At 64.8% G+C, this 26134-nt stretch carries 24 protein-coding genes; 11 read left to right on the top strand and 13 right to left on the bottom strand.

What is annotated here, in order from left to right:
• Positions 1–10 precede the first annotated feature (10 nt).
• Together HZB49_RS24250 and HZB49_RS24245 are read right to left on the bottom strand one after the other, a co-directional pair.
• Positions 11–529, bottom strand: a complete 519-nt coding sequence (locus HZB49_RS24250; protein WP_291615973.1) for a TRAP transporter small permease — start codon at positions 527–529, stop codon at positions 11–13.
• A gap of 120 nt (positions 530–649) precedes the next feature.
• Positions 650–1645: a TRAP transporter substrate-binding protein gene (locus HZB49_RS24245; RefSeq protein WP_291615972.1), complete on the bottom strand. Its 996-nt coding sequence runs from the start codon at positions 1643–1645 to the stop codon at positions 650–652.
• Positions 1646–1802: 157 nt separating this feature from the next.
• Here HZB49_RS24245 and HZB49_RS24240 point away from each other — a divergent pair, with 157 nt between their 5' ends.
• From HZB49_RS24240 to HZB49_RS24230, 3 genes are all read left to right on the top strand, one after another.
• Positions 1803–2585 (top strand): FCD domain-containing protein, encoded by a 783-nt coding sequence (locus HZB49_RS24240; protein ID WP_291615970.1) that lies wholly within the window; start codon positions 1803–1805, stop codon positions 2583–2585.
• A 147-nt stretch (positions 2586–2732) separates the two neighbouring features.
• A complete protein-coding gene (locus HZB49_RS24235) occupies positions 2733–3032 on the top strand; it encodes a hypothetical protein (RefSeq protein ID WP_291615967.1) in 300 nt (99 codons plus the stop codon).
• A 315-nt stretch (positions 3033–3347) separates the two neighbouring features.
• The gene (locus HZB49_RS24230) at positions 3348–4739 is read left to right on the top strand and encodes a caspase family protein (RefSeq protein WP_291615965.1); all 1392 of its coding nucleotides are present in this window, start codon (positions 3348–3350) and stop codon (positions 4737–4739) included.
• A 17-nt stretch (positions 4740–4756) separates the two neighbouring features.
• Here HZB49_RS24230 and HZB49_RS24225 read toward each other — a convergent pair whose 3' ends face one another.
• The 8 genes from HZB49_RS24225 to HZB49_RS24190 all read right to left on the bottom strand — a co-directional run bounded on the left by HZB49_RS24225 (position 4757) and on the right by HZB49_RS24190 (position 12958).
• The gene (locus HZB49_RS24225; protein WP_291615963.1) at positions 4757–5212 is read right to left on the bottom strand and encodes a MarR family transcriptional regulator; all 456 of its coding nucleotides are present in this window, start codon (positions 5210–5212) and stop codon (positions 4757–4759) included.
• Between the two features lie 13 nt (positions 5213–5225).
• Positions 5226–5930: an ABC transporter ATP-binding protein gene (locus HZB49_RS24220; RefSeq protein ID WP_291615961.1), complete on the bottom strand. Its 705-nt coding sequence runs from the start codon at positions 5928–5930 to the stop codon at positions 5226–5228.
• Positions 5930–6718 (bottom strand): ABC transporter ATP-binding protein, encoded by a 789-nt coding sequence (locus HZB49_RS24215; RefSeq protein ID WP_291615959.1) that lies wholly within the window; start codon positions 6716–6718, stop codon positions 5930–5932. The genes HZB49_RS24220 and HZB49_RS24215 overlap by 1 nt, the downstream gene beginning before the upstream one ends.
• Positions 6715–8601 carry an ABC transporter permease gene (locus HZB49_RS24210; RefSeq protein WP_291615957.1) on the bottom strand — a complete coding sequence of 629 codons (1887 nt, stop codon included), beginning with the start codon at positions 8599–8601 and terminating at the stop codon, positions 6715–6717. The genes HZB49_RS24215 and HZB49_RS24210 overlap by 4 nt, the downstream gene beginning before the upstream one ends.
• 177 nt (positions 8602–8778) lie before the next feature.
• On the bottom strand, positions 8779–9981 hold the full coding sequence (locus tag HZB49_RS24205; RefSeq protein WP_291615955.1) for an ABC transporter substrate-binding protein: 1203 nt from the start codon (positions 9979–9981) through the stop codon (positions 8779–8781).
• Between the two features lie 29 nt (positions 9982–10010).
• Positions 10011–10595, bottom strand: coding sequence for an amino acid synthesis family protein (locus tag HZB49_RS24200; protein WP_291615953.1), 585 nt, complete (start codon positions 10593–10595; stop codon positions 10011–10013).
• Positions 10596–10610: 15 nt separating this feature from the next.
• Positions 10611–11513: a UPF0280 family protein gene (locus HZB49_RS24195; protein WP_291615951.1), complete on the bottom strand. Its 903-nt coding sequence runs from the start codon at positions 11511–11513 to the stop codon at positions 10611–10613.
• On the bottom strand, positions 11510–12958 hold the full coding sequence (locus HZB49_RS24190) for a 6-hydroxynicotinate reductase (RefSeq protein ID WP_291615949.1): 1449 nt from the start codon (positions 12956–12958) through the stop codon (positions 11510–11512). Before HZB49_RS24190 ends, HZB49_RS24195 begins: the two co-directional genes overlap by 4 nt.
• 264 nt (positions 12959–13222) lie before the next feature.
• On the opposite strand from HZB49_RS24190, the gene HZB49_RS24185 reads away from it, so the two are divergent.
• The 7 genes from HZB49_RS24185 to HZB49_RS24155 all read left to right on the top strand — a co-directional run bounded on the left by HZB49_RS24185 (position 13223) and on the right by HZB49_RS24155 (position 22624).
• On the top strand, positions 13223–13690 hold the full coding sequence (locus HZB49_RS24185; protein WP_291615947.1) for a (2Fe-2S)-binding protein: 468 nt from the start codon (positions 13223–13225) through the stop codon (positions 13688–13690).
• The gene (locus tag HZB49_RS24180; RefSeq protein ID WP_291615945.1) at positions 13690–17220 is read left to right on the top strand and encodes a molybdopterin cofactor-binding domain-containing protein; all 3531 of its coding nucleotides are present in this window, start codon (positions 13690–13692) and stop codon (positions 17218–17220) included. The genes HZB49_RS24185 and HZB49_RS24180 overlap by 1 nt, the downstream gene beginning before the upstream one ends.
• Before the next feature lie 66 nt (positions 17221–17286).
• Positions 17287–18594, top strand: coding sequence for a nicotinate phosphoribosyltransferase (pncB, locus tag HZB49_RS24175; RefSeq protein ID WP_291615942.1), 1308 nt, complete (start codon positions 17287–17289; stop codon positions 18592–18594).
• Between the two features lie 32 nt (positions 18595–18626).
• Positions 18627–19547 (top strand): glutathione S-transferase family protein, encoded by a 921-nt coding sequence (locus HZB49_RS24170; RefSeq protein ID WP_291615940.1) that lies wholly within the window; start codon positions 18627–18629, stop codon positions 19545–19547.
• Between the two features lie 114 nt (positions 19548–19661).
• A complete protein-coding gene (locus HZB49_RS24165; protein ID WP_291615938.1) occupies positions 19662–20624 on the top strand; it encodes a tripartite tricarboxylate transporter substrate binding protein in 963 nt (320 codons plus the stop codon).
• Positions 20621–21100 (top strand): tripartite tricarboxylate transporter TctB family protein, encoded by a 480-nt coding sequence (locus HZB49_RS24160; protein WP_291615936.1) that lies wholly within the window; start codon positions 20621–20623, stop codon positions 21098–21100. The genes HZB49_RS24165 and HZB49_RS24160 overlap by 4 nt, the downstream gene beginning before the upstream one ends.
• Positions 21101–22624, top strand: coding sequence for a tripartite tricarboxylate transporter permease (locus HZB49_RS24155; RefSeq protein WP_291615935.1), 1524 nt, complete (start codon positions 21101–21103; stop codon positions 22622–22624).
• A gap of 55 nt (positions 22625–22679) precedes the next feature.
• Here HZB49_RS24155 and HZB49_RS24150 read toward each other — a convergent pair whose 3' ends face one another.
• Positions 22680–23954 (bottom strand): acyl-CoA dehydrogenase family protein, encoded by a 1275-nt coding sequence (locus tag HZB49_RS24150; protein ID WP_291615933.1) that lies wholly within the window; start codon positions 23952–23954, stop codon positions 22680–22682.
• A 140-nt stretch (positions 23955–24094) separates the two neighbouring features.
• Positions 24095–24682: a TetR/AcrR family transcriptional regulator gene (locus HZB49_RS24145; protein WP_291615931.1), complete on the bottom strand. Its 588-nt coding sequence runs from the start codon at positions 24680–24682 to the stop codon at positions 24095–24097.
• Positions 24683–24776: 94 nt separating this feature from the next.
• On the opposite strand from HZB49_RS24145, the gene HZB49_RS24140 reads away from it, so the two are divergent.
• Positions 24777–25145 carry a nuclear transport factor 2 family protein gene (locus HZB49_RS24140; protein WP_291615929.1) on the top strand — a complete coding sequence of 123 codons (369 nt, stop codon included), beginning with the start codon at positions 24777–24779 and terminating at the stop codon, positions 25143–25145.
• A 10-nt stretch (positions 25146–25155) separates the two neighbouring features.
• Here the strand turns inward: HZB49_RS24140 and HZB49_RS24135 are convergent, their stop codons facing one another.
• The gene (locus HZB49_RS24135; protein ID WP_291615927.1) at positions 25156–25983 is read right to left on the bottom strand and encodes a substrate-binding domain-containing protein; all 828 of its coding nucleotides are present in this window, start codon (positions 25981–25983) and stop codon (positions 25156–25158) included.
• Positions 25984–26134: the final 151 nt, after the last annotated feature.

The following is a 26134-nucleotide window of genomic DNA, read 5'->3' as shown; positions in this document are numbered from 1 at the left end:
GGATCCCTGCCTACTCGGTCGCGAACTGGCTGACGGTCTCCGGCTCGGGCTCGGAGAAGAATTTCTGCGTCATGAACCGCTCGATCACGAACAGCGCGGTGAGCCCGCCGCCGATCGGGATTGGCAGGTATGACATGCCGACCGAGATGAGCGGGAATTCGGGAATGCCCTGGAACCAGGTGGTGTGCACCAGCTTGATGCCCCACCACAGCATGAACAGGTTGGTGATGAGCATGCACATTTCGAGGAACCAGCCGAGATAGCTCTTCGCCGGCTCCTTCAGGAACATCGGCAGCACGCCGACGCCGATATGCAGGTATTCGCGATAGCACACGACCGCGGACAGGAAGGACAGGATGATCATCAGCAGGATGGCGACCGGCTCGGGCCAGGACGCGGCGCTGTTGAGCACGTAGCGGCAGAAAACGCCATACGGGATGATCAACACGATGACGACAAGGCAGCAGCCTGCGACGAACAGGCAGGCCTGATGGATCGCATCCATCGCGCGAAAATACTGCGCTTTCATTCCAATTCCCCCTTCGCGCCGATCTAGGGCCGGCAATCGCGCAAGACCGGGCAGGCGCCGCTGCCCGCCTGGCGGAAGCCGAGCCGGCGATCTCGCCGGCTCCGGCGTTTCACGTCCGCGTCACTTGGCGTCCTGGATGCGCTGGATCAACGCCTTGTGCTGGGCGCCGTATTTGTCCCATACCGGCTTGACGGCCTCCTGGAACGGCTTGCGGTCGGCGACTTCGGTCACGACCGCTCCGGCTTCCTTCATCTTCTTCAGCGACTCCGCCTCGCGTGCGTGCCAGAGCTGGCGCTGCTCCTGCTGGGCTTCCCTGGCGAATTTCGCGATCATTGCCTGGTCATCCTTCGAAAGCTTCTCCCAGGTCACCTTGGAGAACACCAGAAGCTCGGGGATCATCAGGTGCCCGGTCTTCGAGTAATATTTGGCGTAGCGATAGTGCTGGCCGCTCTCGTAGCTGGGCTCGTTGTTCTCGGCGCCGTCGACGACGCCGGTCTGCATGGCGTTGGTGAGCTGGTCGAAGCCCATCGCGACGCCGTTGCCGCCGAGCGAGTTCATGGTGTCGACGAACAGCGGATTGCCCATCATGCGGATCTTGAGACCCTTGAGATCCTCTATTTTCTCGATCGGCTTCTTCGAGTTGTAGACGTTGCGAACGCCCGCATTCATGTAGCAGAGGCCGATCAGGCCGGCGGTGGGGTGATCGGAGAGCTTCTTCAGCAGTTCGTCGCCGATCGGCCCGTCGATCACCTTCTCCATGTGCGCTTCGTCGCGGAAGATGAACGGCAGATTAAAGACGTTGAGTTCCGGCACCAGCGGCCCCATCGGGCCGACAGAGATGCGGGCGATCTGCAAGGCGCCGACCTGCGCCTGTTCGATCATCTCCTTTTCGCCGCCGAGCTGCATCGACGGGAACATCTGGATCGACAGACGTCCGCCGCTGGCGGCTTCGAGTTTCTTGCCCATGCGTTCGACCGCCTCGACGGTCGGATAGCCGAGCGGATGTACGTCCGTCGCCTTGAGCACGATCTTCGCCTGCGCGAAGGCGGATGTCGTGCCAAGCGCTCCGGCGGCTGTCGCAGCCGCCCCGAGCTTGAGAAAATCGCGTCGCTTCATGGTGGCGCACTCCCTTGTTCGCGTTCCGGCCCCGGATCGGTTCGCGGCTCGGCGGCAAGGCGCCGCCAGACCCGCTTGTCTCGTTGCGCCCCCGCGTTCCGTCCATTCCCTTGCCGGGAATCTTGTACGGCCTCCGGGGCGATGCTAGACTTGTACGATGACCGTACAACACGAATGGATAGCAGCGCCCGACAGCGCTGACAAGCATGCGCTGCTCGCTCCGCTTCGTCCGGTTCGCAACCGCACATCGGAGGTAATCGATCGCATCTCCGGCGAGATCGCCAGCGGCCGGCTGGCGCCGGGCGCGCGGCTGCCGACGGAAGCGGAGATGATGAGCGCAATGCGCGTCAGCCGCACCGTCGTGCGCGAGGCCGTGGCGGCGCTGAAGGCCAATGGATTGGTCATCACCCGCCAGGGTGCGGGCGCCTTCGTCGCTCCGGATCAAGCGCGGATTTCTTTCAGAATCGACCCCGACGGCCTGGCGTCCATCGCCGACGTCATCGGCGTGATGGAGCTTCGGCTTGCCGTGGAGGTCGAGGCCGCGGCGCTTGCGGCTGAACGCGCAACGAACCCGGCGATTGAGGCGATTGAAGAGGCGCTCGCCGACGTCGATCGCGCCATCCGGCGCGGCGACACGGCGATATCGGAGGATTTCGCCTTTCACATGGCGATCGCCGAAGCCACCGCCAACCTGCACTACGCTGAATTCCTGCGCTTCATCGGCCGGCATGTCATCCCCCGGCAGAGCGTGCGTGCCACGGTAACCTCCGGCAACCGGCAGACCACCTATTTGAAGAAGATCCAGAACGAACATCGCCAGATCGCTGCCGCGATACGCGCGCGCGATGTCGCGGCGGCGCGGCGCGCCATGCGCACCCATCTCGGCAACAGCCTGACGCGCTATCGCCATCTGGCCGAGCAAGCCGCACCACAGCCCTGATCCCGACAGACCCTCCGCCCGATCCGGACCGGCCCCTGCTCTGCAGATGGCGGCGCGTTCCAGAACTTGAGCAAGATCAACAGCAACTCGGCGTTTGCTTGCCAACAATCCTGGGGGAATTCGATAGAAGTCACGGAGGTACGGTAGATGGCGAAACCGGAAGATCAGATCACGACGAACTTCTTTGGCATCAACCCCAAGACCTACGAGGTCGAGAGCATCTCGCTCACGCGAGGAGGCGCGTTGTCCCGGGTGGGAGACGGCAGCAAATATTGGAACGCCAAAGTTCCCGATGCAGCAGCCGCAAAGCAGGAAATCGCCCACCGACTGGGCCTGGTGGAAATCGTGGAAGCGAGTGTTCAAAGCACCGGAGAGCAACAACTCAGGAAAATCATGGAAGATCTGGAGACCAAAGCTGAGATAATGAAGCAGGAGAATAGCGAATAAGCGCTTTTCCTCTCCGCAGTCGAACCGCTGTGCGTTGTTGCCGGAGGTTTCCGCGGGCGGCAGCGGCCGCATGCCGGCAATCGCCAGGCACGTGCCTCCAACGGCTCTCACACTTCAGGCGCGAATTTTTCGCACGGCGTCCGGATCAGTGAAGGCCCGGCACCGCCCACCGGGGATTCCAGCCCCGCTCGAAGTCCGCGTAACCTTTTGCGCCAAATCAACGTTTCCGGCCTGCGGCAGCGCTAACTGGGATTCAGCCATGATGCGGCGCCCGGCGGCACCGCAAAACATGAGAAATCTTGGGATCGGCAGACCATGCGCTTCCTGATCATTGCATTGACGGTTCTGGGAATGCTTGCCGGCGCGGATACCGCAACGGCCGGCAAACGCGTCGCCTTCGTCGTCGGCAACGGCGCCTACAAGAACGTGACGCCGCTTCCCAACCCGCCGATCGATGCGAGGTCGATGGCGTCGTTGCTCCGCAACGTCGGCTTCGAGGTGGTCGAAGGTATCAATCTCGGCCGCGACAAGATGACCGAGCGGCTGATCGAATTTGGCAAGCGGGCGCAGGGCGCCGACGTTGCGATGTTCTTTTACGCGGGCCATGGCATCGCGGTGGACGGCACCAATTACCTGTTGCCGGTCGACGTCGACATCAGGTCCGAAATGGACGTCAAGCTCGGTAACGCGATCAACATCGATGTTACGCTGGACCAGACCATGGGAGACGCCAAGGTCAAGCTCGTTTTCCTCGATGCCTGCCGCGACAACCCGTTCGCGTCGAAAATCAGGTCCGCTGCACGCTCGCGCAGCGTTACAGTGCACACTGGCCTGGCCGAAATGAAATCCGGCGAAGGTACACTGATCGCGTTCGCCACTGGTCCCGGGCAAACTGCATCGGACGGCCAGCAAGGATCCAATAGTCCATTTACCCGGGCGCTGCTGGCAAACATCGCGCAGCCCGGAATCGAGATTCAGCAGGCGATGACGCAGGTCCGCGCGCAGGTCAACGAAGAGACCAGCAAGGGCCAATTGCCTTGGGGCCACACCAATCTCATAGGCTCTGTCTATCTCAATCCGGTCGCCGTCCCGGCCGGATCGCCCGCCGCTGCCGCCGATACGCCAGCCTCCATGGTCAAGGCTGCATCGGAAACCGAGCTCGAATTCTGGCGTTCGATCAGGGACTCGAACAAGCCAGAGGAACTGCATGCCTACCTGGCAAACTACCCCAATGGGCAATTCAGGGCGCTGGCGCTGGCGCGCCTCGCCAATCTGGAGAAGGGCGAGGGCATGACTCGCAATCCGAGCGTGGCCATCGATCCGGCCACCTTTGCCGAGGAATCCAGCCAGATCACGGAGGACCAGATCGGCCTCAACAGGACCCAACGCCGCGAAGTGCAGCGGCGGCTAAACGCGCTGGGTTTCGATACCGACGTAACCGGCAAGTTCGACGATCCCACGCGGAGCGTGATCATGCGCTGGCAGGCTGCGCGCGGCTATCCCATGAGCGGCTTCCTCAACAAGCTGCAGCACAAGGCGCTGCTGGCCGAAATCGTCGCGCCCGCGGAGACGAGTTCGGGCGAGGAAAAGCCGGCGGCTCGCCCGAGGCAAGGTAGCGCGGGAAGTCCCAGGAAACCCGGCGGCGTGCTCGAGGGTCCGGGCAACCTGCTCGGCGGCATGGTCGGCGGCATTCTCGGACGCAGGTAGCCCTGCGGGGCCCGAAATCAACGCAGCTTGTTCAGCAGGCTCATCAGCGTCTCGCGCTCCTTCGCGTCGAGCGGCGCCAGCGTTTCCCTGGAGATCGCGAGCGCATTGGGCGCGGCTTTTTCGACCAATTGCACTCCCGCACGGGTGAGGCTGACGAGCAGGCGGCGGCCGTCTTCAGGATCTGGACTAGTCTCGGTCAGGCCGCGCGCGGTGAGCCGGTCGATTACGCCCTTGATGGTCGCGACATCCATCGCCGTCAGCCGCCCGAGCTGGTTCTGCGAGCACGGCCCGGTCTCGGTCAATTTGGCAAGCGCCGCCCACTGCGCCGACGTCAGGTTGATGCCGATGTCGCGGGCGAAGATCACGGCATGGCGTTGCCAGACCTGGCGCAGAATAAAACCGATCTGCTCGTCGAGCAGGTAAGCGGGTCTTGGTTGCTTGACGCTTCGCCTGGTTGCAACGGCCCTTCCCATGCCCAGTCTCCCGTCACAGCGACAGATGCGCGTCGCGGATGTCCGGCCGCGCGTCGAGCTCGGCCATCGTGCCGCCAAAACAGATGCGGCCGCGCTCGATGATGTAGGAGCGATCGGAAATCAGCCGCGCAAAATGCAGATTCTGCTCGGACACGACGATGCTGACGCCTTCCTTCTTCATCGCAAGGATCGCATCGACCATCTGCTCGACGATCTTCGGCGACAGGCCTTCGGACGGCTCGTCCAGCAGCACCAGCGACGGGTTGCCCATCAGCGTGCGCGCGATCGTCAGCATCTGCTGCTCGCCGCCGCTCATGCGCCCTCCCGGCCGGTTGCGCATCTCGCCGAGATTAGGAAACAGCGTGAACAGCTTTTCCCGCGTCCAGTGCGGCGCATTGGCGCGCTTCGGCTGCCTGCCCACTTCGAGATTCTCGTCGACCGTGAGGTCGGTGAAGATGCGCCGCTCCTCCGGCACGTAACCTAACCCGCCGCGCACGATCGCATGCGTCGGCTGGGCCGAGACGTCCCTGCCCTCGAACAGGATCTGCCCGGAGCGCTGCGCGACGAGGCCGACGATGGAGCGGAAGGTGGTCGACTTGCCGGCGCCGTTGCGCCCGAGCAGCGCCACCACTTCGCCCTCGCCGACCTCGAGCGCGATATCGAACAGGATATGCGCAGGGCCGTAAAAGCTGTTGAGATCGGCTACCTGGAGCTTCATCAATGCGCCCCCTCGCGATGCCGCGCGTCGTAGACCAGGCCCTCGCCGAGATAGACGGCGCGGACCTCTCGGTTGGCGCGAACCTGCTCGGGCGTGCCTTCGGCGATCAGGCTGCCGCGGTTGAGCACCAGGATGCGGTCGGCATGCTCGAACACGACGTCCATATCGTGCTCGGTGAAGAGCACGCCGATCGCCTGCTCCCGCGCGATCTTCGCCGTGAGGCGCATCAGTTCGACCCGCTCGCGCGGCGCCATGCCGGCGGTCGGCTCGTCCATCAGCAGCAGTTTTGGCCGGTTGGCCAGCGCCACCGCCAGTTCCAGCCGCTTGAGGTCGCCATAAGCGAGCTCGCCGCAGGGTCGCTCGGCATAGCCGTCCATGCCGACGAGATCGAGCAGCCGCCCGGCCTCCTCGCGCGCGAACTGCGGCGCCGAGGACCAGAAATTGAACAGCGCCTGACCGTACGACACCAGCGCCACCTGGACGTTCTCCCGCACGGTCATGGTCGGAAAGGTCGCGGTGATCTGGAAGGTGCGCCCGACGCCGAGCCGCCAGATCTCGCGCGGCTTGCGGCCGATCGTGTCCTGCCCGAGCAGCGTGACGCGGCCGGAGTCCGGAATGTTCTGGCCATTGAGCATGTCGAAGCAGGTGCTCTTGCCCGCCCCGTTCGGCCCGATCAACGCGAGTATTTCACCGGCTCTCAGTTCGAACGACACGCCGCGCACGGCGTGCACGCCGCCGTAGGATTTCGTCAGTCCCTCGACCGACAGCAATGTGCGCGGCCCGCTCATTCGGCCACCTCGACGCGGCTGGTAGCCAATGGAGGCTTCGGCGAATTTGGACGCCAGCGCGCGATCAGCACTTCCAGCGTGCCGACAATGCCCTTGGGGAATGCAATGACGATCAGCACGACGAAGCCGCCAAGCACGAGCTTCGACCAGTCGGTCTGGCTGACCAGCCAGACGTTCAGCGTCTTGAATACGATGGCCCCGATCACCGCCCCCGACACCGTCTCGACGCCGCCGAGCAGCACCATGACGAGCGCATCGACCGAAAGCGAGATGCCGAGGCTGTCCGGAAAAACGCTGCCCTTGAGATACGCAAACAGCGCGCCGCCGATACCGGCCACCGTGCCGGCGATCACGAAGGCTGTCCATTGCATGCGCTTGGCATTGATGCCGATGGCTTCGCTGCGTAGCGGCGAGTCCCGCGTCGCCCGCAGTGCATAGCCGAAGGGAGAAAACACGATGAGACGGAGAATGACGACGCAAAGCGCCGATATCGCCAGCGACAGCCAGTAGAAGCTCGCCGGCCCCGCCGCCCATTTCTCCGGCCAGACACCGAGGATGCCGTTGTCGCCGCCGGTCACCGCTACCCACTGGAACGCGATCGACCAGACGATCTGCGCAAAGGCGAGCGTCAGCATGGCGAAATAGACACCGGAGAGCTGGACGCAGAAGAAGCCGAACACCGCCGCACCGAGACAGCCGAGCAAGGGACCGAGCAACAGCGACACGATCATCGGCAGCCCCGCCATCTTGGCGAGGAAGGCGATGCCGTAGGCGCCGAGACCGAAATACGCCGCATGACCGAACGACGCGAGCCCGCCGACCGACATCAGGAAGTGCAGGCTGGCGGCAAAGATCACGTAGATCGCGATCTCGGAACCGACCGTCAGTGCGTAGTTGCCGCCGACCAGGGGCAGCGCCGCAGCAAGCGCAAGCGCCGCCAGCGCTGCGATACGCTCGTTGGCGGTGAGCGGCCGCCAGGGATTGACGGTGAGGCCCGGCGTGCGCCGCGCCGGCGCCTCCGGCTTGCCGAACAGGCCCCATGGACGAACGATCAGGACCGCGGCCATGACGAGGAACACGAGAATGATGGAGATCTTCGGAAAGATCAGGATGCCGAAGGCATTGAGCTCCGACACCAGTACCGCGGCAACGAAGGCGCCGATGATGCTGCCGAGGCCGCCGATCACGACCACGACGAAGACTTCGACGATGATCCTGAGGTCCATCGCATGATGCACGGCATCGCGCGGAATCTGCAGCGCGCCGCCGAGCGCGGCGAGAAAGACCCCGACGGCGAAGACCGAGGTGAACAGCCACTTCTGGTTCACGCCGAGCGCCGCCACCATGTCGCGGTCCTGCGTCGCCGCACGCACCAGAATGCCCCAGCGCGTGCGCTGGAACAGCAGCCAGAGAACCCCGAGCACGACAGGACCCATCACGATGAGGAACAGGTCATAGCTCGGGATGTTCTGGCCGAAGAAATCGACCGCCCCCTTGAAGCCCGGCGCGCGGCGGCCGAGCAGGTCGTCCGGGCCCCATATCAACACCACGAGGTCCTCGACCATCAACGTCAGGCCGAAGGTCGCGAGCAACTGGAAAAGCTCCGGCGAATGATAGATCCGCCGCAGCAGCACCATTTCGACGATCACGCCGACCACGGCCACTACCAGGGCGGCTACGACGATGCCGCCCCAGAATCCGAGCGCGCCCGAAAAGCGCTCGGTCAGCGTGAACGCCACATAGGCGCCGAGCATGTAGAACGCGCCGTGCGCGAAGTTCACGATCCGCGTCACGCCAAAGATGATCGAAAGACCCGACGCGACCAGGAACAGCGACGCCGCGCTGGCAAGACCGGTCAGGAACTGGACGACGTAAAAAGCCATTGGCGGTCCGCTTTGGCGTGGTCATGCGCGCGTGGCTCATCCTTCGAGACGGCGCTACCGCGCCTCCTCAGGATGAGGTCGGGGGACCCTCATGGTGAGGAGCGCGGCAACGTCGCGCGTCTCGAACCATGAGGCCTCATCTCTCCCCGCGAAGAGCGGGGAGAGGGAGATGCAGTGTCAGTTCTTCGGACGCAGCTTCTCCACTTCGGCGTCGCTCGGCAGGAAGTCCGCGCCTTTCTTGTAGGCAGTATCCACCATGATGCCCTTGCCGTCCTTAAGCGCGGTCTTGCCGACGAAGGCGCCGAGCGTCGACTGGTGGTCGATCTTGCGGAAGGTGATTTCGCCGAACGGCGAGCCCATCGACAGGCCCTCGGTCGCCGCGATCAGCTTCTCCGGATCGGTCGAGTTCGCCTTGATGAGGATCGCCGCCGCCGCCTTGATGGTCTGGTAGCCGACGATCGAGCCGAGCCGCGGATAATCGTTGTACTTGGCCTGATACGCCTTGAGGAACTTGTCGTGCTCCGGCGTCTTGATATCGTACCAGGGATAGCCGGTGACGATCCAGCCCTCCGGCGTCTCCTCCTTCAGCGGATCGAGATATTCGGGCTCGCCGGTCAGGAAGCTCACCACCGAGCGGCCCTTGAACAGGCCGCGGGTATTGCCTTCGCGCACCAGCTTCACCAGGTCCGCGCCGAAGGTGACGTTGAGGATCGCTTCGGGATTGGCGGCGGCAACCGCCTGCACCACCGGACCGGCGTCGATCTTGCCCTGCGGCGGCCACTGCTCGTCGACCCACTGGATGTCCGGACGCTTCTCCGACATCAGCTTCTTGAACACCGCAACCGCCGACTGGCCGTACTCATAGTTCGGCGCGATGGTCGCCCACTTCTTGGCCGGCAGCTTCGCCGCCTGCTCCACCAGCATCGCCGCCTGCATGTAGTTGGAAGGACGCAGGCGGAAGGTGTAGCGGTTGCCCTTCGACCAGGTGATGGCGTCCGTCAACGGCTCGGCCGCGAGGAAGAATACCTTCTTCTGGTTGGCGAAGTCGCTGACCGCCAGACCGATGTTGGACAGGAACGTGCCGCAGAGCATCGCGACATTCTCGCTCGATACCAGCTCGTTGGCGGCGGTCTGCGCGTCGGCCGGCTTGCCGCCGTCGTCCTTGGAGATCACCACCAGCTTCTTGCCGTTGATGCCGCCCGCGGCATTGACCTCCTCCAGCGCGAGCTGCCAGCCCTTGCGGTACGGCTCGGTAAAGGCCGGCAACAGCGAATAGCTGTTGATCTCGCCGATCTTGATTTCGCTCTGTGCCATGGCGTTGCCGGACAAGCCTGCAACCACGGCCGCAAGTCCAGCGCCCAACAAATGTCTACGTCGCATCCCTTCACCTCCGCTGTTTTGAATAAAGCCTATCGTAATCCGTCCTCGCCCTTGATCTCGGCGACCGTCAGCCCTCCGACGCGCGGCAGCGGCCTGCCTGAGTCGGTCACGGCGACCGCGACCATGATCTCGTTGGCGCGCGGCGCGTCGTTGATCTGCACTTCCATGCCGTCGAAATGGCTGCGCACGAACGCCGCATCCTTGTGGCCGAGCGGAATGTCGAGCGTCGTGCCGGGGCCGCTGCGCTTCTTCGATGAGGGAATCAGCGCCGCGCCCTTCGACAGCACCTTGCGCACCGGCGCCCCCATCTTGGGATGAAGGATTGCGGCGGCATGTTCCAGCTCGCCGTTCTCGCCGACCGCCGCCGCCTTGCCGTAGGAATGCGCCTTGGCGCCGTCGATGCCGAGTGCGGCCACCGCCCGCTTCGACAAGAGATCGCCGAGCTCCTCGCCGATCGCGATCAGCGGCGACAGGTCTTCGACATAGCGGCCGGCAAAGGGATTTTCGATCACCGCGATCGCCGCCGCCCGTCGCGTCGGCGGGGCGATCGTCCTGCCCATCTCGATATGGGTTTCCTCGACCACGGTGACGATCTTTCTGATTACCGCGCTCATCTCGAACTTTCCCGGTCAGGCATGGATCGCATGTTGTATCGGAGCTTTGTGAAGCGGATGCGGCGCCACGATCTCTCTTGCGCCGATGACGACGGTTTCGCCAAGAAGGCGCAATGCCGCGCCTTCGATCAGGCCGGCGGCCAGCAGCTGCCGCGCGCAGAGCGCACCTGCCGCCAGCGCCACTTCTGTCTCCTGTTCCGTCAATGCGCCGACATCACGGGTGACAAGCCGATCGCCGAGATCGCTGTCGGGCTGCAATGCATTCGCCGGCACGCGAAGGATGGCGGGATGACCGGGCAGATCGACCGCGTTGGCGATGACGGTAGCGGCGGCGTCGGCCTGCGAAGCAGTACCGGCCAGCACGGTGACGGCGTCGGCAATGCCGAGCGAAAAGCTGCGGCCATGGCGCCCGCTGGTCGCGATGCCGCGGACGGGGTCGTCGGCATCGACCGTCATGGTGCGCATCACGCCATGGGCATCCGGACGATCCATCAGGCCCACGGTGAATTGCTCACGGCCGGCAAGATGCAGCGCGACGTCGCCGCCATTGTTGACATAAGCGCGATCGAGCGGCGCCGCAGCCAGCATCGCGCCCAGGATTTCCTCGGCCACGCTCCCCGCGACCGCCGCCATCGGCGTGATGAAGCAATCCGGAGCAAAGGGCGCGACGGCCGTGTACATTCGGCGAGCGATGACGCCCTTCAGCTCGGTTCGCGCGGGATCGGCAGCCTTACGCAATTGCACGAGCTCCGCGCAGAGCTCGTCGAGCAGACCGGTGAAGCGTCGCGCCGCAGCCTCGTAGGAAGCCCGCACATCCGCCTCGCGTCCGCCCGCCTCCACGATCAGATCGATCGGGCCGTCCTGCAAATGCAGCCGCTTGCCGTCGGCGAGAAGCGCGATTTGCGGCGGCCTCCTCATGCGCGTCGCCCCGGCATGTACGGCATCGGCCGGAGTTCGGCGCTATCCCTGAGCGACGACAGCGGACGGACATAATCCATATGACCGCCCAGCGCCGCGTAGTCGGCAAGTTTCAGAGTGAACTCGATGGGCGCGACCAGCGCCGGTGTCGGCACATAGCCGAAGGCGCCGGCCGGCATCAGCGTGACGTCGACCATGTAGGTGATGCCGCCGCCCGGCCAGACATAGACCGGGGCGCCGCCGCTGGTGACGCGCGTCAATGCGTCCTTCACCGAGCGCGTCAGCCTAACCGGATTGTCGGTCACGCCGGCGCGCAGGGAGCCGCCGGCGCCCGCCATGAACAGCACCGTGCACAGCGCCGGCTCGCAATTCTCCTGGATGCGCTCGACCGAAAGCCGCAGGTCCCGCGGCATCTCCGCCTCCACCGGCCGCAGCGCCTCGTCGAGCACGTAGTAGCCCGAATGCTCGCCGGTGGTCGACACCATCAGCATGGTCAGGCCCGGCCGCGCTTCCTTCGCGTTGAACGGGCCGAGAACCGAGAGCGGATCGGAAATGTTGGTGCCGCCCCAGCCGGTGCCGGGTTCGGCGACCTGGAAGTAACGCCCCGGCGTCGAGCGCCGGCCTTTCATCTTGATCCCGGTATCGGCAATATCGAGCAGCTTGCCCGCCTGATGTTCCGACAGCACGCCGGTGATGTGGTCGTCGACAACAACCACTTCATCGACCTTGCCGTGCCACTGCTTGGCGAACATGCCGATGGTCGCCGATCCGCAGCCGACCCGCATGCGTTCTTCAGCCACGCCGTTCACGACCGGCGGATGGCCAGCCTGAACGATCACGGTCGCGCCGCCGTCGATGGTCAGCTCCACCGGCTTGCAATTGCTGAGGTCCATCAGCGTGTCGCAGGTGACGCGGCCCTCCTTCTTGGAGCCGCCGGTGAGATGGTGCACGCCGCCGAGCGACAGCATCTGCGAGCCGTATTCGCCGGTCGTGACGTGGCCGACCGCCTCGCCCTGCGCGCGGACGGTGGCGGTCTCAGGGCCAAGATGGCGATCGGTGTCGATCTTCACCTTGACGCCGCAATAGCTGAAAATGCCCTCAGTCACCACGGTGACCATGTCGACGCCGTCAACTTCGGACGAGACGATGAACGGCGCGGGCTTGTAGTCGGGATAGGTGGTGCCGGCGCCGATCGCGGTGACGAATACGTCAGGCTGGTTGACGATCTTGCCGTCCCAGTCGCCACTGGCCTGGAACGGCACCACGCGCCCGCCATGCTCGACCGTGCGCTCCAGCAGGATGTGCGGGTCGACGCGCACGAGCTGGCCGTCCTGATTGGCGTAGCGGTCGCAGGCGCCCGCCGCACCCGGCTTGATGTAGCACATCACCGGGCACGCATCGCAGCGGATCTTGTCGCCAGACGTGGCGGTCACTTCCATCGCCATCAGCACGCCTGCCCATTAGAGCTTTCGCGACGGCATTGCCGCCGCATTCGTTCGTATACGAATGATCCTGCGCGCGAGGCCGAAACCTGTCAAGCGGCAAGCGGCGCGAAAAAGCCCTGCTGCCGCATAATAACTCAGTCTGCTCGCCGCCTTGTCCACAAACCGGGCACAGCGCTGCGGCGCGGCATCAGCGGCTTGCACGTTTGTGTACAAACGGTAGTCTCCACGCATAGTTTCGCAAGCGCCAACGGGAGCACCTGCACGATGCGCCTGACCGTGAATGGCAGGGATCACGACGTCGACGCCGCGCCGGACACCGCCCTGCTCTACGTGCTGCGCAACGATCTCGCGCTCAACGGACCGAAATATGGCTGCGGGCTCGGCGAGTGCGGCGCCTGCACCGTGCTGATCGACGGCGTCGCCGCGCGCTCCTGCGTCATCCCGATCGAAGGCTGCGCCGGCCGCGACATCGTGACGCTGGAAGGACTTGGCTCACGCGAGCGTCCTGATCCCGTGCAGCAGGCCTTCATCGAAGAGCAGGCCGCGCAATGCGGTTACTGTCTCAACGGCATGATCATGAGCACCAAGGCGCTGCTCGCGGCCAATCCGCATCCGACGGAGACGGAGATATTGCAGGCGCTGCGCTACAATCTCTGCCGCTGCGGCGCACATATCGAGATCGTCCGCGCTGCGATGCGCGCGGCGGGACATGTCCTGGAGGCGCGCGACTGATGGCCGCGCCATCTTCCGGCAATCAGGGATCGTTGTCGGTCGCTCGCCCCGCGGGCAACGGCGGCAACGGCACCTTCGAGACCTTCATCCGTATCACCGCCGACGGATCGGTCAGCGCCTTCAACGGCCATGTCGATCTCGGCACCGGCATCCGCACCGCGCTCGGACAGATCGTCGCCGAAGAACTCGACGTCTCCTTTGCACGCGTTGTCATCGTGCTCGGCGATACCACGCATACGCCGAACCAGGGCGCGACCATCGCAAGCGAGACCATCCAGATCACCGCCGTCCCCTTGCGCAAGGCGGCAGCACAGGCGCGGCATTTCCTGGCCGCACGCGCGGCGGAGCGGCTCGAACTGCCCGTGGCAGAGCTGACGATCGAGGACGGTCTCGTTCGCGGCAAGGACAATCGCAGCGTCAGCTATGGCGAGCTGATCGCCGGCGAAACCATTCGCCTCGAGCTTGCCGACGATGTTGCCGTGAAGGCGGTCGATGCCTACAGCATCGTCGGACAATCGGTGCCGCGTATCGACCTGCCGGCGAAGGCAACCGGCGAGCTCGTCTATGTCCACGACGTGCGCGTGCCCGGCATGCTGCACGGCCGCGTCGTTCGGCCGCCCTATGCCGGCGTCGATGCCGGGCCCTTTGTCGGCACCAGCCTGATTTCCGTCGACGAATCCTCGGTGCGCGATATCCCCGGCCTGGTGAAGGTCGTGCAGATCGGAGATTTCGTCGGCGTGGTCGCCGAGCGCGAGGAGAATGCGATCAAGGCAGCGACACAGTTGAGGGTGACCTGGAAGCAGGTCCCCGTCCTGCCCGACCTCGAACAACTCGAGAAGGCGCTGCGCGCCAATCCGGCCCAGCCGCGCGTCCTGATCGACAAGGGCGATGTCGATACCGCGATTGCCGAGGCCGCGAAACCGATGCAGCGGATATATTCGTGGCCCTACCAGATGCACGGCTCGATCGGCCCCTCCTGCGCCGTCGCCGATTATCAGGATGGCGCCACCCGCGTCTGGTCCGGCTCGCAGAACCCGCACATCCTGCGCGGCGATCTCGCCCTGCTGGTCGAGCGGCCCGACAGCGAGATCGAGGTGATCCGGCTCGAGGCCGCCGGCTGCTATGGCCGCAACTGCGCCGACGACGTCACGGCGGATGCGCTTCTGCTGTCGCGCGCCGTCGGCCGCCCCGTGCGCGTGCAGCTCACCCGAGAACAGGAGCATGTGTGGGAGCCCAAGGGCACCGCACAGCTGATGGACGTCAATGGCGGGCTCACCGCCGACGGCGGCCCCGCGGCCTATGATTTCGCGACCCGCTATCCCTCCAACGGCGCGCCGACGCTGGCGCTGCTGCTCACCGGCAAGGTCGAGCCCAAGCCGGCCGTGTTCGAGATGGGCGACCGCACCGCGATCCCGCCCTACGATTACGAGCACATGCGCGTGGTCGCCAACGACATGCCGCCGATCGTGCGCGCGTCCTGGTTCCGCGGCGTCTCCGCGCTGCCCAATACATTCGCGCATGAAAGCTATATCGACGAGCTCGCCGCCGAAGCCGGTGTCGATCCCATCGAATACCGGCTGCGCTATCTGAAGGACCAGCGCGCCATCGATCTCGTCAATGCGGTTGCCGAGCGCGCCGGCTGGAAACCGCGGCCGGTACGGCAGGACAAGGACGGCGACGTCTTGCACGGGCGCGGCTTCGCCTATGCGCTGTATGTGCACAGCAAGTTCCCCGGCTATGGTGCGGCGTGGTCGGCCTGGATTGCGGACGTCGCCGTCAACAAGGCAACTGGCGACGTCAGCGTGACGCGCGTGGTCGCAGGCCAGGATTCCGGGCTGATGATCAACCCGGAAGGCGTGCGGCACCAGATCGAAGGCAATGTCATCCAGTCCACGAGTCGCGCGCTGATGGAAGAGATTCCGTTCGAGCGCACCACGGTGGCGGCGCGGGAATGGGGCGCCTACCCCATCATCAAATTCCCCGACGTACCCAAAATCGACGTGCTGATGCTGCCGCGCCAGGACCAGGCGCCGCTCGGCGTCGGCGAGTCCGCATCGGTGCCGAGCGCGGCCGCGATCGCGAACGCAATCTTCGACGCGACCGGCGTTCGCTTTCGCGATCCGCCGTTCACGCCCGAGCGCATCCTGCGGGGATTGCGCGGCGAGGTGCCGATTGCTCCCGAGGCTTTGCCAGCAGCGGCGCCTGCGGTACCCGCAAACAAATGGAAGAATCCCTTCGCGGTGCGGCCCGGCGTCTTCGCCGGCCTCGCCGCGGTCTGCGCGACCGCGATCGCCGTCGGCACCGCAGCGCTGCCGTGGCGCGCAATCGCACCCATCACGCGGCCGGATCCATCGGTGTTTTCCGCCGCGACCATCGCCCGCGGCCAGCAACTCGCAGCCCTCGGCGATTGCATGGTCTGCCACACCACTCCAGGCGGCACGGTCAATGCCGGCGGACGCGCGCTGGAGACGCCGTTCGGCATCATTTACAGCACCAACATCACACCCGATGAGAAGACCGGCATCGGCAACTGGTCGTACCCCGCGTTCGAGCGCGCGATGCGCGAGGGCATCCATCGCGACGGCAAGCATCTCTATCCCGCCTTCCCCTACACGCATTACGCCAAGGCAACGGATGCCGACCTGCAGGCGCTCTATGCCTACCTGATGGCGCAGACGCCGGTGCGTGCCGAGACGCCCGACAACAAGCTCGCCTTCCCGTTCAACCAACGGCTGCTGCTGGCCGGCTGGAATGCGCTGTTCCATTCGTCGCAAACATTCCGGGCGGACCCGTCGAAATCGGAAGTATGGAATCGCGGCGCCTATCTGGTCGAGGGCCTCGGTCATTGCGGCGCCTGTCACTCGCCGCGCAACGAACTCGGCGCGGAGATCGCGAGCCGCTATCTCGCCGGCGGATTTGCCGAGGGCTGGGAAGCCCCTGCCCTGACCTCGCTGTCGCGCGCGCCGATCCCGTGGAGCGAGGACGAACTGTATGCGTATCTGCGCACCGGCGAGTCCCGCTTCCATGGCGTCGCCGCGGGGCCGATGGCGCCGGTCGTGAAGGAGTTGAAGGCGCTGCCCGACCAGGACCTCCGCGCCATGGCGGTCTATCTCGCCTCGTTCAACGAGGGCGCACCGGACAAGCAGGCCGCAGACGCGCTTGCCGCGAGGCTGGAAGGCGCGACGCTCTCCGTTACCGCCGCCTCGCCCGGCGCGCGCCTCTATCAGGGCGCCTGCGCCGTCTGCCACGAAGTCGGCGGCCCCGCGCTGTTCGGCAGCCGGCCATCGCTGTCGCTGAACAGCAACGTCCACAGCGACGTGCCCGACAATCTGATCCAGGTGATCCTGCACGGCATCGCCGCGCCGGTATCGCCCGACCTCGGCTATATGCCGGCCTTCAAGGACAGCCTGTCGGACCGTCAACTGGCCGAGCTGGTCGGCTACATCAGGCGGCAATTCGCACCCGGCAAACCGGCCTGGACGGGCATCGATGTCGCAATTTCGAGGCTAAAATCCGCCTCGGTTCACTAAAAAGCAGCCCAGTTCTGCTCGTTCCGGCACTGGCTGCCCTCCGCCCGGCACGGTAAGGTTCCTGCCATGACCGCAGTAACAGACATCGCAACGCGTACCTACAACCATGGCTGGCGCCTCGACCCGATCGTGCGCAGCCTGCTGGATACCGATTTCTACAAACTGCTGATGCTGCAGATGATCCGGGAATTCTATCCGGACACGCGCACCACCTTCTCGGTCATCAATCGCTCGAAGCACGTGCGGCTTGCCGAGATCATCGACGAGGGCGAGTTACGCGCCCAGCTCGACCACGCCCGCTCCATCCGCTTCGCCAAGAAGGAACTGATCTGGCTCGCCGGTAACACCTTCTACGGCAAGACCCAGATGTTCTCGCCCGACTTCATCAACTGGCTCGCCAATTTCCGCCTGCCCGAATACGAGCTCAACAAGGTGGACGGGCAGTATGAACTGCATTTCCACGGCCACTGGACCCACACCACGATGTGGGAGATTCCGGCGCTCGCGATTCTGAACGAGCTGCGCTCGCGCCAGGTCATGAAGGGCATGGGCCGCTTCGAGCTCGACGTGCTCTATGCCCGCGCCAAGGCGAAGTTGTGGACCAAGGTCGAGCGGCTGCGCAAGCTCGACGGCTTGCGGCTGTCGGACTTCGGCACGCGGCGCCGCCATGGATTCCTCTGGCAGCGCTGGTGCGTCGAGGCGGTCAAGGAAGGCCTCGGGCCTTCGTTCACCGGCACCTCGAACGTGCTGCTCGCGATGGACAACGATCTGGAAGCGATCGGCACCAACGCGCATGAGCTGCCGATGGTGGCCGCGGCCCTTGCCAACGACGACACCGAGCTGCGCTGGGCGCCCTACCGCGTCCTCGACCAGTGGCGGCACACCTATGGCGGCAATCTCCTGATCGCGCTGCCGGACGCCTTCGGCACCAAGCCGTTCCTGCGCGACGCGCCGGAATGGGTCGCCGACTGGACCGGCTTTCGCCCGGACTCGGCGCCGCCGATCTCGGCCGGCGAGGAGATCATCAAATGGTGGAAGCAGAAAGGCCGCGAGCCCAGGGAGAAGCTGCTGGTCTTCTCCGATGCCATGGACGTCGATTCCATCGAAGAGACCTTCCATCACTTCAAGGGGCGCGTCCGCGTCAGCTTCGGCTGGGGCACCAACCTCACCAATGATTTCGTCGGCTGCTCGCCCGACGGCTCGATCGATCTCGACCCGATCTCGATCGTCTGCAAGGTGACATCGGCGGACGGACGGCCCGCGGTGAAACTGTCGGACAATCCGGAGAAGGCAACCGGTATCGCCTCCGAGGTCGATCGGTACCTGCGCGTATTCGGCGATGTCGGCCGCGTCCGCACGGCGGTGCACGTGTAACAGACGCCGAACACGGCGCGGAGGAGGAATTCGTGTCGTCGTCCAGCGACATCATCCTGCATCATTTCGATCCTTCGCCGTTCTCCGAAAAAATCCGCGTCGTCTTCGGCTTCAAGAAGATTGCATGGAAGTCCTGCCTGATCTCGCGGATCATGCCGCGGCCGGACCTGATGCCGCTCACCGGCGGCTATCGCCGCACCCCCGTGATGCAGATCGGCGCCGACATCTTTTGCGATACCCAGATCATCATCCGCGAACTCGAGACGCGGTTTCCGGATCCGACGCTGTTCCCGGGCGGCAATGCCGGCATGCCATGGGCGCTCGGCATGTGGACGGACCGTCCGTTCTTCCAGAGCACCGTCAATCTCGTGTTCGGATCGCTCGGCGACAAGGTTCCGCAGGACTTCATCGAGGACCGCTCAAAGCTGCGCGGCGCAAAGTTCGACGTTGCCGCGATGACGGCGGCGATCCCGCAGATGCGCGACCAGTTCCGTGCCAATGTCGACTGGATCGAGGCGCAGCTGGCCGGCGGCAGACCGTTTCTGCTGGGTGAGTTCAGCCTTGCCGACGTCAACGCCTACATGAACGTCTGGTACACGCGGCAGAACCTGCCCGAGATCGAGGACATCCTGCAGCATTTGCCGCGGACGTCGGCATGGGAAAAACGGATTCAGGCGTTCGGCCACGGCACACGTAGCGAGATTTCGACGGCCGAGGCGCTGCAGATCGGCACCAGGGCGACCCCGCAGGCAAAGTTATCGGCCGATCCGAACGACCCCAACGGCCGCAAGCCCGGCGATGTCGTCTCGGTCCACTCCGATGACGCCTGGCAGACCGATATCCGCGGCGAGATCGTCTCGCTGTCGGCGCAGCACATCGCGATCAGGCGCCGGGACGACCGCGCGGGAGAAATGGTGATCCACTTCCCCCGCGTGGGCTTCACGGTCACCTAGCGCGTTGGCCAGACCCGGCGCGCGCCTCGCGCGGGGCTTTCCCCTGCGCAGTTCGGCTGTTAGTCTGCCGGTCGAGAGCCTGAATGGCCCACCCAGACGACAGGGAGGATACGAATGGCGAGGACGTTCGTGACGACGGCCGGCGTTGCCGCGCTGACCGGTGTGTTGGCTGCCTTATCGGCGCCCGCAATGGCGCAGTATCCCGACCGCCCGATCAAGATGATCGTGCCATGGGCCGCAGGCGGCGATACCGACAACATCTTCCGGCCCTTCGCCGTCGAATTCCAGAAACATCTCGGCCAGCCCGTGGTGGTAGCCAATGTCGGCGGCGCATCCGGCACCGTCGGCGCGCGGGAAGCGCAGAAGTCGGCACCCGACGGCTACACGGTCTACGCCGTGCACGACTATATCCACCTGACGTTCTACGCCGGCATCAGCGACGTCAAATACAGCGACTTCGAACCGATCTGCCTGGTCGCGGCGACGCCATCGGTGCTGACCGCCAGCGCCAAGACGCCCTGGAAGAACTGGCAGGAGCTCGCCGACGATGCCAGGAAGCGGCCGGGCGAGATCACGGTCGGCGCCACGCTCGGTTCGACCAGCCACATCTTCCCGGCCATGATCGAGAAGGCCTCCGGCGTCAAATTCAAATTCGTGTCGTACGAAGGCCTGGCCCCGCGGATGAACGCGCTGCTCGGCGGCCATATCAATCTCACCGACTCCAACCTGACGCAGAAGGGCAAGGTCGAAGCCGGCCTGCTGCGCTTCATCGCGATCGCCAGCGAGAAGCGCGACCCGGAGGCGCCGGATGTGCCGACGCTCAAGGAGCTCGGCATGAACATCGTATACGAGGTGGTGCGCGGCGTGCTGGTCCCGAAAGGGACGCCCGCGCCGGTGCGCGCCAAGCTCGAGGAGGCCTGCACCAAGGCGACCAAGGAGCCGGCGTTCGCCCAGTCGATGAAGGCCCAGGGAACCCGCGTGGCGTACCTCAACGCCAGTGACTATGGCAAATTCCTCGACAAGATCGACAGTGAGAGCAAGGTCATCATGACCGACCTCGGCCTGATCAAGAAATGAGTATCGGCCGCGACGGAATTGCCGGGCTGGTTCTGCTCGCAATCAGCCTGGTCCTGCTGGTCAAGTCGTTCCAGCTTCCCTCCCTTCCCATCGTTCCGGTCGGGCCGGGCTTTTACCCGGCCATCGTGCTGTCCTTCATGGCGGCCGCAAGCGCGCTGCTGGTCCTGCAGGACCTCATGAAGGGCCGCCCGGCGGCCGCCGCTGCCGCAACGGTTACGCCGTCGCGAAACTATCGCCTGGTGGCGATCGCGTTCGCGATCGTCGGCGCCTACGTAGTGCTGCTGCCGCTGCTGGGATTTCGTCTCGCCACAGTCCTGTTCGTCGGCGCACTGCAGGCCGCGCTGGGCCGGCCGCAAACGGCGCGACAGTGGACGGTACTCGCCGCGATCGCGATCGGCACGGCCATGGTGAGCTATTTCATCTTCGAGCGGTACCTGCTGGTTCTGCTGCCGCGCGGCGCATGGACGGGCTTCTAGATGCTCGATTTGCTCTGGCACGGCCTCGTCAACGTCGCCCAGTGGAAATACCTGTTCCCGCTGTTTGCCGGCACCTTCATCGGCGTGATCGGCGGCTCGCTGCCGGGCGTCACCATCACCATGACGGTCATCGTGGTGTTGCCGTTCACCTACGGGCTCGATCCGCTGGCGGGGCTTGCGGCAATGACCGGCGTCTATGTCGGCGGATCGACCGGCGGCCTGATCGCCTGCTGCCTGCTCGGCATACCCGGCTCGCCCGCTTCGATCGCCACCACCTTCGACGGCTTCCCGATGGCCCGCAACGGCGAGCCGGGCCGCGCCATCTGGCTCGGCGTGTGGGCTTCGGTCTGGGGCGGCCTGCTCGGCGCCCTGTTCCTGGTGTTCCTCACCGGGCCGCTGGCGGCGATCGCGCTGGAATTCGGACCGTGGGAATATTTCTCGCTGTTCGTGCTTGCCATGGCGATGGTGGCGGGGCTCACCGAATCCTCGCTGCTCAAGGGGCTGATCTCGACCGCCATCGGGCTGTTGATCACGGTGGTCGGCCACGATCCGATCGGCAGCGTGCCGCGTTTCACTTTCGGCTCCGAGTTCATCGGCGGCGGCTTTCCGTTCCTCCCGGTGCTGATCGGCATCTTCGCCTTTGCGCAGATCATGACCGACCTGGAGAAGCTCGATGGCTCGCGCGGCCAGCCGGCGCAATCGCTGGCCGGGGTCAGGCTGGAGCGCTTCTCGCACCTCAAGGTGAACATTGAAATCTTCAGGCAGCCTTTCCTGCTGGCGTGGGCAACGATCGTCGGGCTGATCATCGGAATCCTGCCGGCGATCGGCGGCAGCGCATCTAGCGTCATGGCCTATGACCAGGCCAAGAAATTCTCGAAGACGCCGCAGCTGTTCGGCAAGGGCCACCCCGAAGGCATCATCGCATCGGAAGCCTCCAACAACGCCAATGTCAGCGGCTCGCTGATGACCATCATGGCCTTCGGCATTCCCGGCGACGCCGTCACCGCCGTGATGCTCGGCGCGATGACGATCCACGGCATACAGTCGGGACCGCTGTTCATCTCGCAGAATCCAGACCTGGCCTATGGCATCTATGCGGCCTATATCCTGGCGCATCCCTGCATGCTGCTGATCTGCGTCGCGCTGATGCCGCTGATGCTGCGCGTGACCTCGGTGCGGATGGCGGTTCTGGCGCCGGTGGTGCTGGTGCTCTGCGTGGTCGGCGCCTACGCCCTCAACAACACCATGCAGAGCGTCTACGTGCTGCTGCTGTTCGGAGTCGTCGGCTACGTTCTGGTCAAGCTCGGCTTTCCCCTCGCGCCCCTGATCCTCGGCCTCATTCTCGGCGACCAGATCGAGATCAACCTCGTGCGCGCGATCATGACCGACCCGAATCCGCTGCTGTTCCTGACCCGGCCGATTTCGGGCGTGCTGCTGCTGGCGGCGGTGGCCTCTGTGGTGCTGGCGATATGGCAGCACCTGCGCCACCAGAACCGCGTGGTCGAGGAAGAGCCGGATTTCTAACGCGCGATCGGCTCCCGCGAGGGAGCCGATTTCCGTTTGCGGCTGCCGCCGGATCCTACGGCATGCTCAATTCGTGCCGGCCGACCACCATCCAGTGCACCTCGTCCGGACCGTCGGCGAAGCGCAAATGGCGCACGTCCTGGTACATTTCGCCGAGCGGGCTCCACTGCGAAATGCCGGTGGCTCCGTGCATCTGGATCGCCTGGTCGATGATCTTGCAGGCGCGCTCCGGCACCATGGCCTTCACCATGCTGACCCAGATCCTGGCTTCCTTGTTGCCGAGCACGTCCATCGCCTTCGCCGCTTTCAGCACCATCAACCGCATCGCCTCGATCTCGCAGCGCGCCTGCGCGATGATCTGGAGGTTGCCGCCGAGATGAGCGATCTTCTTGCCGAACGCCTCGCGGGTCAGGCCGCGCGACACCATCAGGTCGAGCGCCTTTTCCGCCTTGCCGATGGTGCGCATGCAGTGGTGGATACGGCCCGGTCCGAGGCGGACCTGCGAGATCTCGAAGCCGCGGCCCTCGCCGAGCAGCATGTTCTCCTTCGGCACCCGGCAATTGTTGAAGCGCAGGTGCATATGGCCGCGTGGCGCGTGGTCGTGGCCGAACACGTGCATCGGGCCCAGGATCTCGACGCCGGGCGTGTCGATTGGCACCAGGATCTGCGACTGCTGCTTGCTCGGCGGCGCGTCGGGATTGGTCTTGACCATCACGATCATGATCTTGCAGCGCGGATCGCCGGCGCCCGAGATGTAATACTTCTCGCCGTTGATCACCCATTCATCGCCGACGAGCTTTGCGGTGGTCGAGATGTTTTTGGCGTCCGACGAGGCGACGTTCGGCTCGGTCATGGCGTAAGCCGAGCGGATTTCGCCGGCGAGCAGCGGCTTCAGCCACTTCTCCTTCTGCGCCTTGGTGCCGACGCGCTCCAGCACTTCCATGTTGCCGGTGTCGGGCGCCGAGCAGTTCATGGTCTCCGAGGCCAGCGGATTTTTCGCGAGCTCGACCGCGATATAGGCATAGTCGAGGTTCTTCAGGCCCTGGCCGGTCTCGTCGTCGGGCAGGAAGAAGTTCCAGAGGCCTTCCTCCTTGGCCTTGTCCTTGGCCTTCTGCAGAACCGCGAGTTGCTCGGGCGTGAAGCTCCAGCGGTCCTTCTTGCCTTCGCCGAGGCGCATGAACTCGACCGACATCGGGTCGACGGTTTCGCGGATGAACTTCTTGACGTGCTCGTACAGCGGACGGACTTCATCCGACATGCGCAGATCGTTCAGTTCCTCGCCCGGATTGAGGTTGTAAGTCGTCGTCCGCGGGATATAGGCGTGTTTCATTTGTTCCTCCCATCGCGCGAGGCCGCTTTCGGCCTTTCCACTACGCGGTTGACGGGCAATCTAGACCCCTGCCCGGCTCCCGCCAAGCAAGGTGAGCCGGGATTTTTGCATGCGCTTATTCCGCTGGACGGACGATCGGCTCAGCGCCGCCTGAGCGCATCGAGCAGCGAGCGGAAGGCGCGCGCGTAGTCGGCGCCCACCGCCTCGATATCGCTGCGGCCGGAACAGGCGGCAGCCGCTTCGCTGATCGCGCCGAGCAACAGCCGCGCCAGCGGCTCGACCGGCTGGCGCGCAATGACACCGGCGTCCATCGCAATGTTGAGCGCGCGCGGAATCTTGCCGCCAAAATGCTTCTCGTCGATCTCGCGCCAGCGCTGCCAGCCGAGCACCGCGGGCCCGTCGCGCAGGATGATCCGGCCCGTCGGTCCTTTCGCGCATTTGGAGAAATAGAGCTGCGTGCCGGAGGCGAGTGCTGCGAGCGTATCCTTTTCGCTGCGCACCGCGCCGTCGATCTCCCTGACGAGATCGGCCGAGGCCTCCTCGAACACGGCTTCGAACAGATCGTTCTTGGTCTTGAAGTAATGGTAGATCGCGCCCTTGGCGACGCGCGAGGCGGCGGCGATGTCGTCGACCGATGTCGCGGCGAATCCGCGCTCGCCGAACAGTTTTCGCGCCGCCTTCATCACCGAGCCTTGCGTCCCGGCGCGTCGTTCCGCATGCGTTGCCATGCCTGTTGCTTAGCGGATTCGTGAAGCCCGCGCCATTGACTTCCGACCGCCGGTCGACAAATATCGACCAACAGTCGAAATATGGAGCTGCCCGATGCCGGACCGTCATGTCGTCGAAGCCTTCGCCGCCACCGTCGAATCCAGCGACCATGTCGGCGCCATCGAGCGCTTTTATGCGGCTGATGCCTCGACCCGCGAGAACCAGAACGAGCCACGCAGAGGCCGCGAGGCGCTCGCCGCCCGCGAGGCCGCGGTGCTCGCTTCGGTCGCCAAGGTCGAGACCAGGCGGCTCAGCCCGATCTTCATCGACGGCGATCACTCCGCGATCCACTGGCGTTTCGAATTTACTCCCAAGGACAATGGCCCTGCCAGGGTGATGGAGGAGATCGCCGTGCAGACATGGCGCGGCAATGAGCTGGTCGCGGAACAATTCTTCTATGATCCGGCTCAGATGAAGGGGTGATGAGAAACCATCACGCGCCCGGCACGTCGGCGTTCGGGAAGAACAGCTGCTGGCCGTTGATCTTGTAGTCGGCAATCGCCTTCTGGCCTTCCGAGGAAATCAGCCAGTCGACAAAGGCCTGTGCCGCATCCTTCTTGACGTGGGCATGCTTGCCCGGATTGACCAGCATGACGCCATACTGGTTGAACAGGCGCTTGTCGCCCTGCACGACGATGTCGAGCTCGCCGCGGTTCTTGAACGAGAGCCAGGTGCCGCGGTCGGCGAGCACATAGCCGTTCATGGCGGACGCCGTGTTGAGCGCCGCGCCCATGCCCTGCCCGATCTCGCGATACCACGGCCCCTTGTCTGCGCCGGCGATATCGATGGCGGCGGCCTTCCAGAGCGCAAGCTCGGCGGCATGGGTGCCGGATTTGTCGCCGCGCGAGACAAACGGCGCGGCCTTGTTCCTGATCGCGGTCAGCGCGGCGACGATGTCCTTGCTGCCCTTCACCCCTGCCGGGTCGCTGTTCGGGCCGACCAGAATGAAGTCGTTGTACATCACCGCAAAACGCTTCACGCCGAACCCGTCGGCGACGAATTTCTCCTCCTGCGGCCGCGCATGCACGAACACCACGTCGGCATCGCCGCGGCGGCCGGTGTCGAGCGCCTGCCCCGTGCCTTGCGAGATCACCTTCACGTCGATGCCGGTCCTGGACTTGAACAGCGGCAGCAGGTGATCGAACAGGCCGGAGTCCTGGGTGGAGGTGGTCGACGCCACGATGATCGATTTTTCCTGGGCGAGTGCGGGCGAAGCAACGGCCAGCAGGGTCGCAAGGCAAACGAAAAGGCGTCGGTTCATATGAGACTATTCCCGTTGCAAGCGATGCGGCTACTGGGCGCCGCAAGCGAATTCGTTGGTCGTGGAAATCTTTGTCAGAAACAATGCGTTCGCAAGATGCCGGAGGGGTGGACAGTGAAATATAGGCTTAGGCTATGGGAAGATCCCGGCC

The organism is Bradyrhizobium sp., assembly GCF_016219575.1.
In the GTDB taxonomy this organism is placed as follows: Bacteria; Pseudomonadota; Alphaproteobacteria; order Rhizobiales; family Xanthobacteraceae; genus Bradyrhizobium.
The sequence above is the reverse complement of the archived record's forward strand: the minus strand, read 5'-3'. Positions and strand labels throughout refer to the sequence as shown.

Coding starts and splice junctions, on each gene's coding strand:
- HZB49_RS24250 (WP_291615973.1), bottom strand. CDS start 529: ATGAAAGCGCAGTATTTTCGCGCGATGGATGCGATCCATCAGGCCTGC.
- HZB49_RS24245 (WP_291615972.1), bottom strand. CDS start 1,645: ATGAAGCGACGCGATTTTCTCAAGCTCGGGGCGGCTGCGACAGCCGCC.
- HZB49_RS24240 (WP_291615970.1), top strand. CDS start 1,803: ATGACCGTACAACACGAATGGATAGCAGCGCCCGACAGCGCTGACAAG.
- HZB49_RS24235 (WP_291615967.1), top strand. CDS start 2,733: ATGGCGAAACCGGAAGATCAGATCACGACGAACTTCTTTGGCATCAAC.
- HZB49_RS24230 (WP_291615965.1), top strand. CDS start 3,348: ATGCGCTTCCTGATCATTGCATTGACGGTTCTGGGAATGCTTGCCGGC.
- HZB49_RS24225 (WP_291615963.1), bottom strand. CDS start 5,212: ATGGGAAGGGCCGTTGCAACCAGGCGAAGCGTCAAGCAACCAAGACCC.
- HZB49_RS24220 (WP_291615961.1), bottom strand. CDS start 5,930: ATGAAGCTCCAGGTAGCCGATCTCAACAGCTTTTACGGCCCTGCGCAT.
- HZB49_RS24215 (WP_291615959.1), bottom strand. CDS start 6,718: ATGAGCGGGCCGCGCACATTGCTGTCGGTCGAGGGACTGACGAAATCC.
- HZB49_RS24210 (WP_291615957.1), bottom strand. CDS start 8,601: ATGGCTTTTTACGTCGTCCAGTTCCTGACCGGTCTTGCCAGCGCGGCG.
- HZB49_RS24205 (WP_291615955.1), bottom strand. CDS start 9,981: ATGCGACGTAGACATTTGTTGGGCGCTGGACTTGCGGCCGTGGTTGCA.
- HZB49_RS24200 (WP_291615953.1), bottom strand. CDS start 10,595: ATGAGCGCGGTAATCAGAAAGATCGTCACCGTGGTCGAGGAAACCCAT.
- HZB49_RS24195 (WP_291615951.1), bottom strand. CDS start 11,513: ATGAGGAGGCCGCCGCAAATCGCGCTTCTCGCCGACGGCAAGCGGCTG.
- HZB49_RS24190 (WP_291615949.1), bottom strand. CDS start 12,958: ATGGCGATGGAAGTGACCGCCACGTCTGGCGACAAGATCCGCTGCGAT.
- HZB49_RS24185 (WP_291615947.1), top strand. CDS start 13,223: ATGCGCCTGACCGTGAATGGCAGGGATCACGACGTCGACGCCGCGCCG.
- HZB49_RS24180 (WP_291615945.1), top strand. CDS start 13,690: ATGGCCGCGCCATCTTCCGGCAATCAGGGATCGTTGTCGGTCGCTCGC.
- pncB (WP_291615942.1), top strand. CDS start 17,287: ATGACCGCAGTAACAGACATCGCAACGCGTACCTACAACCATGGCTGG.
- HZB49_RS24165 (WP_291615938.1), top strand. CDS start 19,662: ATGGCGAGGACGTTCGTGACGACGGCCGGCGTTGCCGCGCTGACCGGT.
- HZB49_RS24160 (WP_291615936.1), top strand. CDS start 20,621: ATGAGTATCGGCCGCGACGGAATTGCCGGGCTGGTTCTGCTCGCAATC.
- HZB49_RS24155 (WP_291615935.1), top strand. CDS start 21,101: ATGCTCGATTTGCTCTGGCACGGCCTCGTCAACGTCGCCCAGTGGAAA.
- HZB49_RS24150 (WP_291615933.1), bottom strand. CDS start 23,954: ATGAAACACGCCTATATCCCGCGGACGACGACTTACAACCTCAATCCG.
- HZB49_RS24145 (WP_291615931.1), bottom strand. CDS start 24,682: ATGGCAACGCATGCGGAACGACGCGCCGGGACGCAAGGCTCGGTGATG.
- HZB49_RS24140 (WP_291615929.1), top strand. CDS start 24,777: ATGCCGGACCGTCATGTCGTCGAAGCCTTCGCCGCCACCGTCGAATCC.
- HZB49_RS24135 (WP_291615927.1), bottom strand. CDS start 25,983: ATGAACCGACGCCTTTTCGTTTGCCTTGCGACCCTGCTGGCCGTTGCT.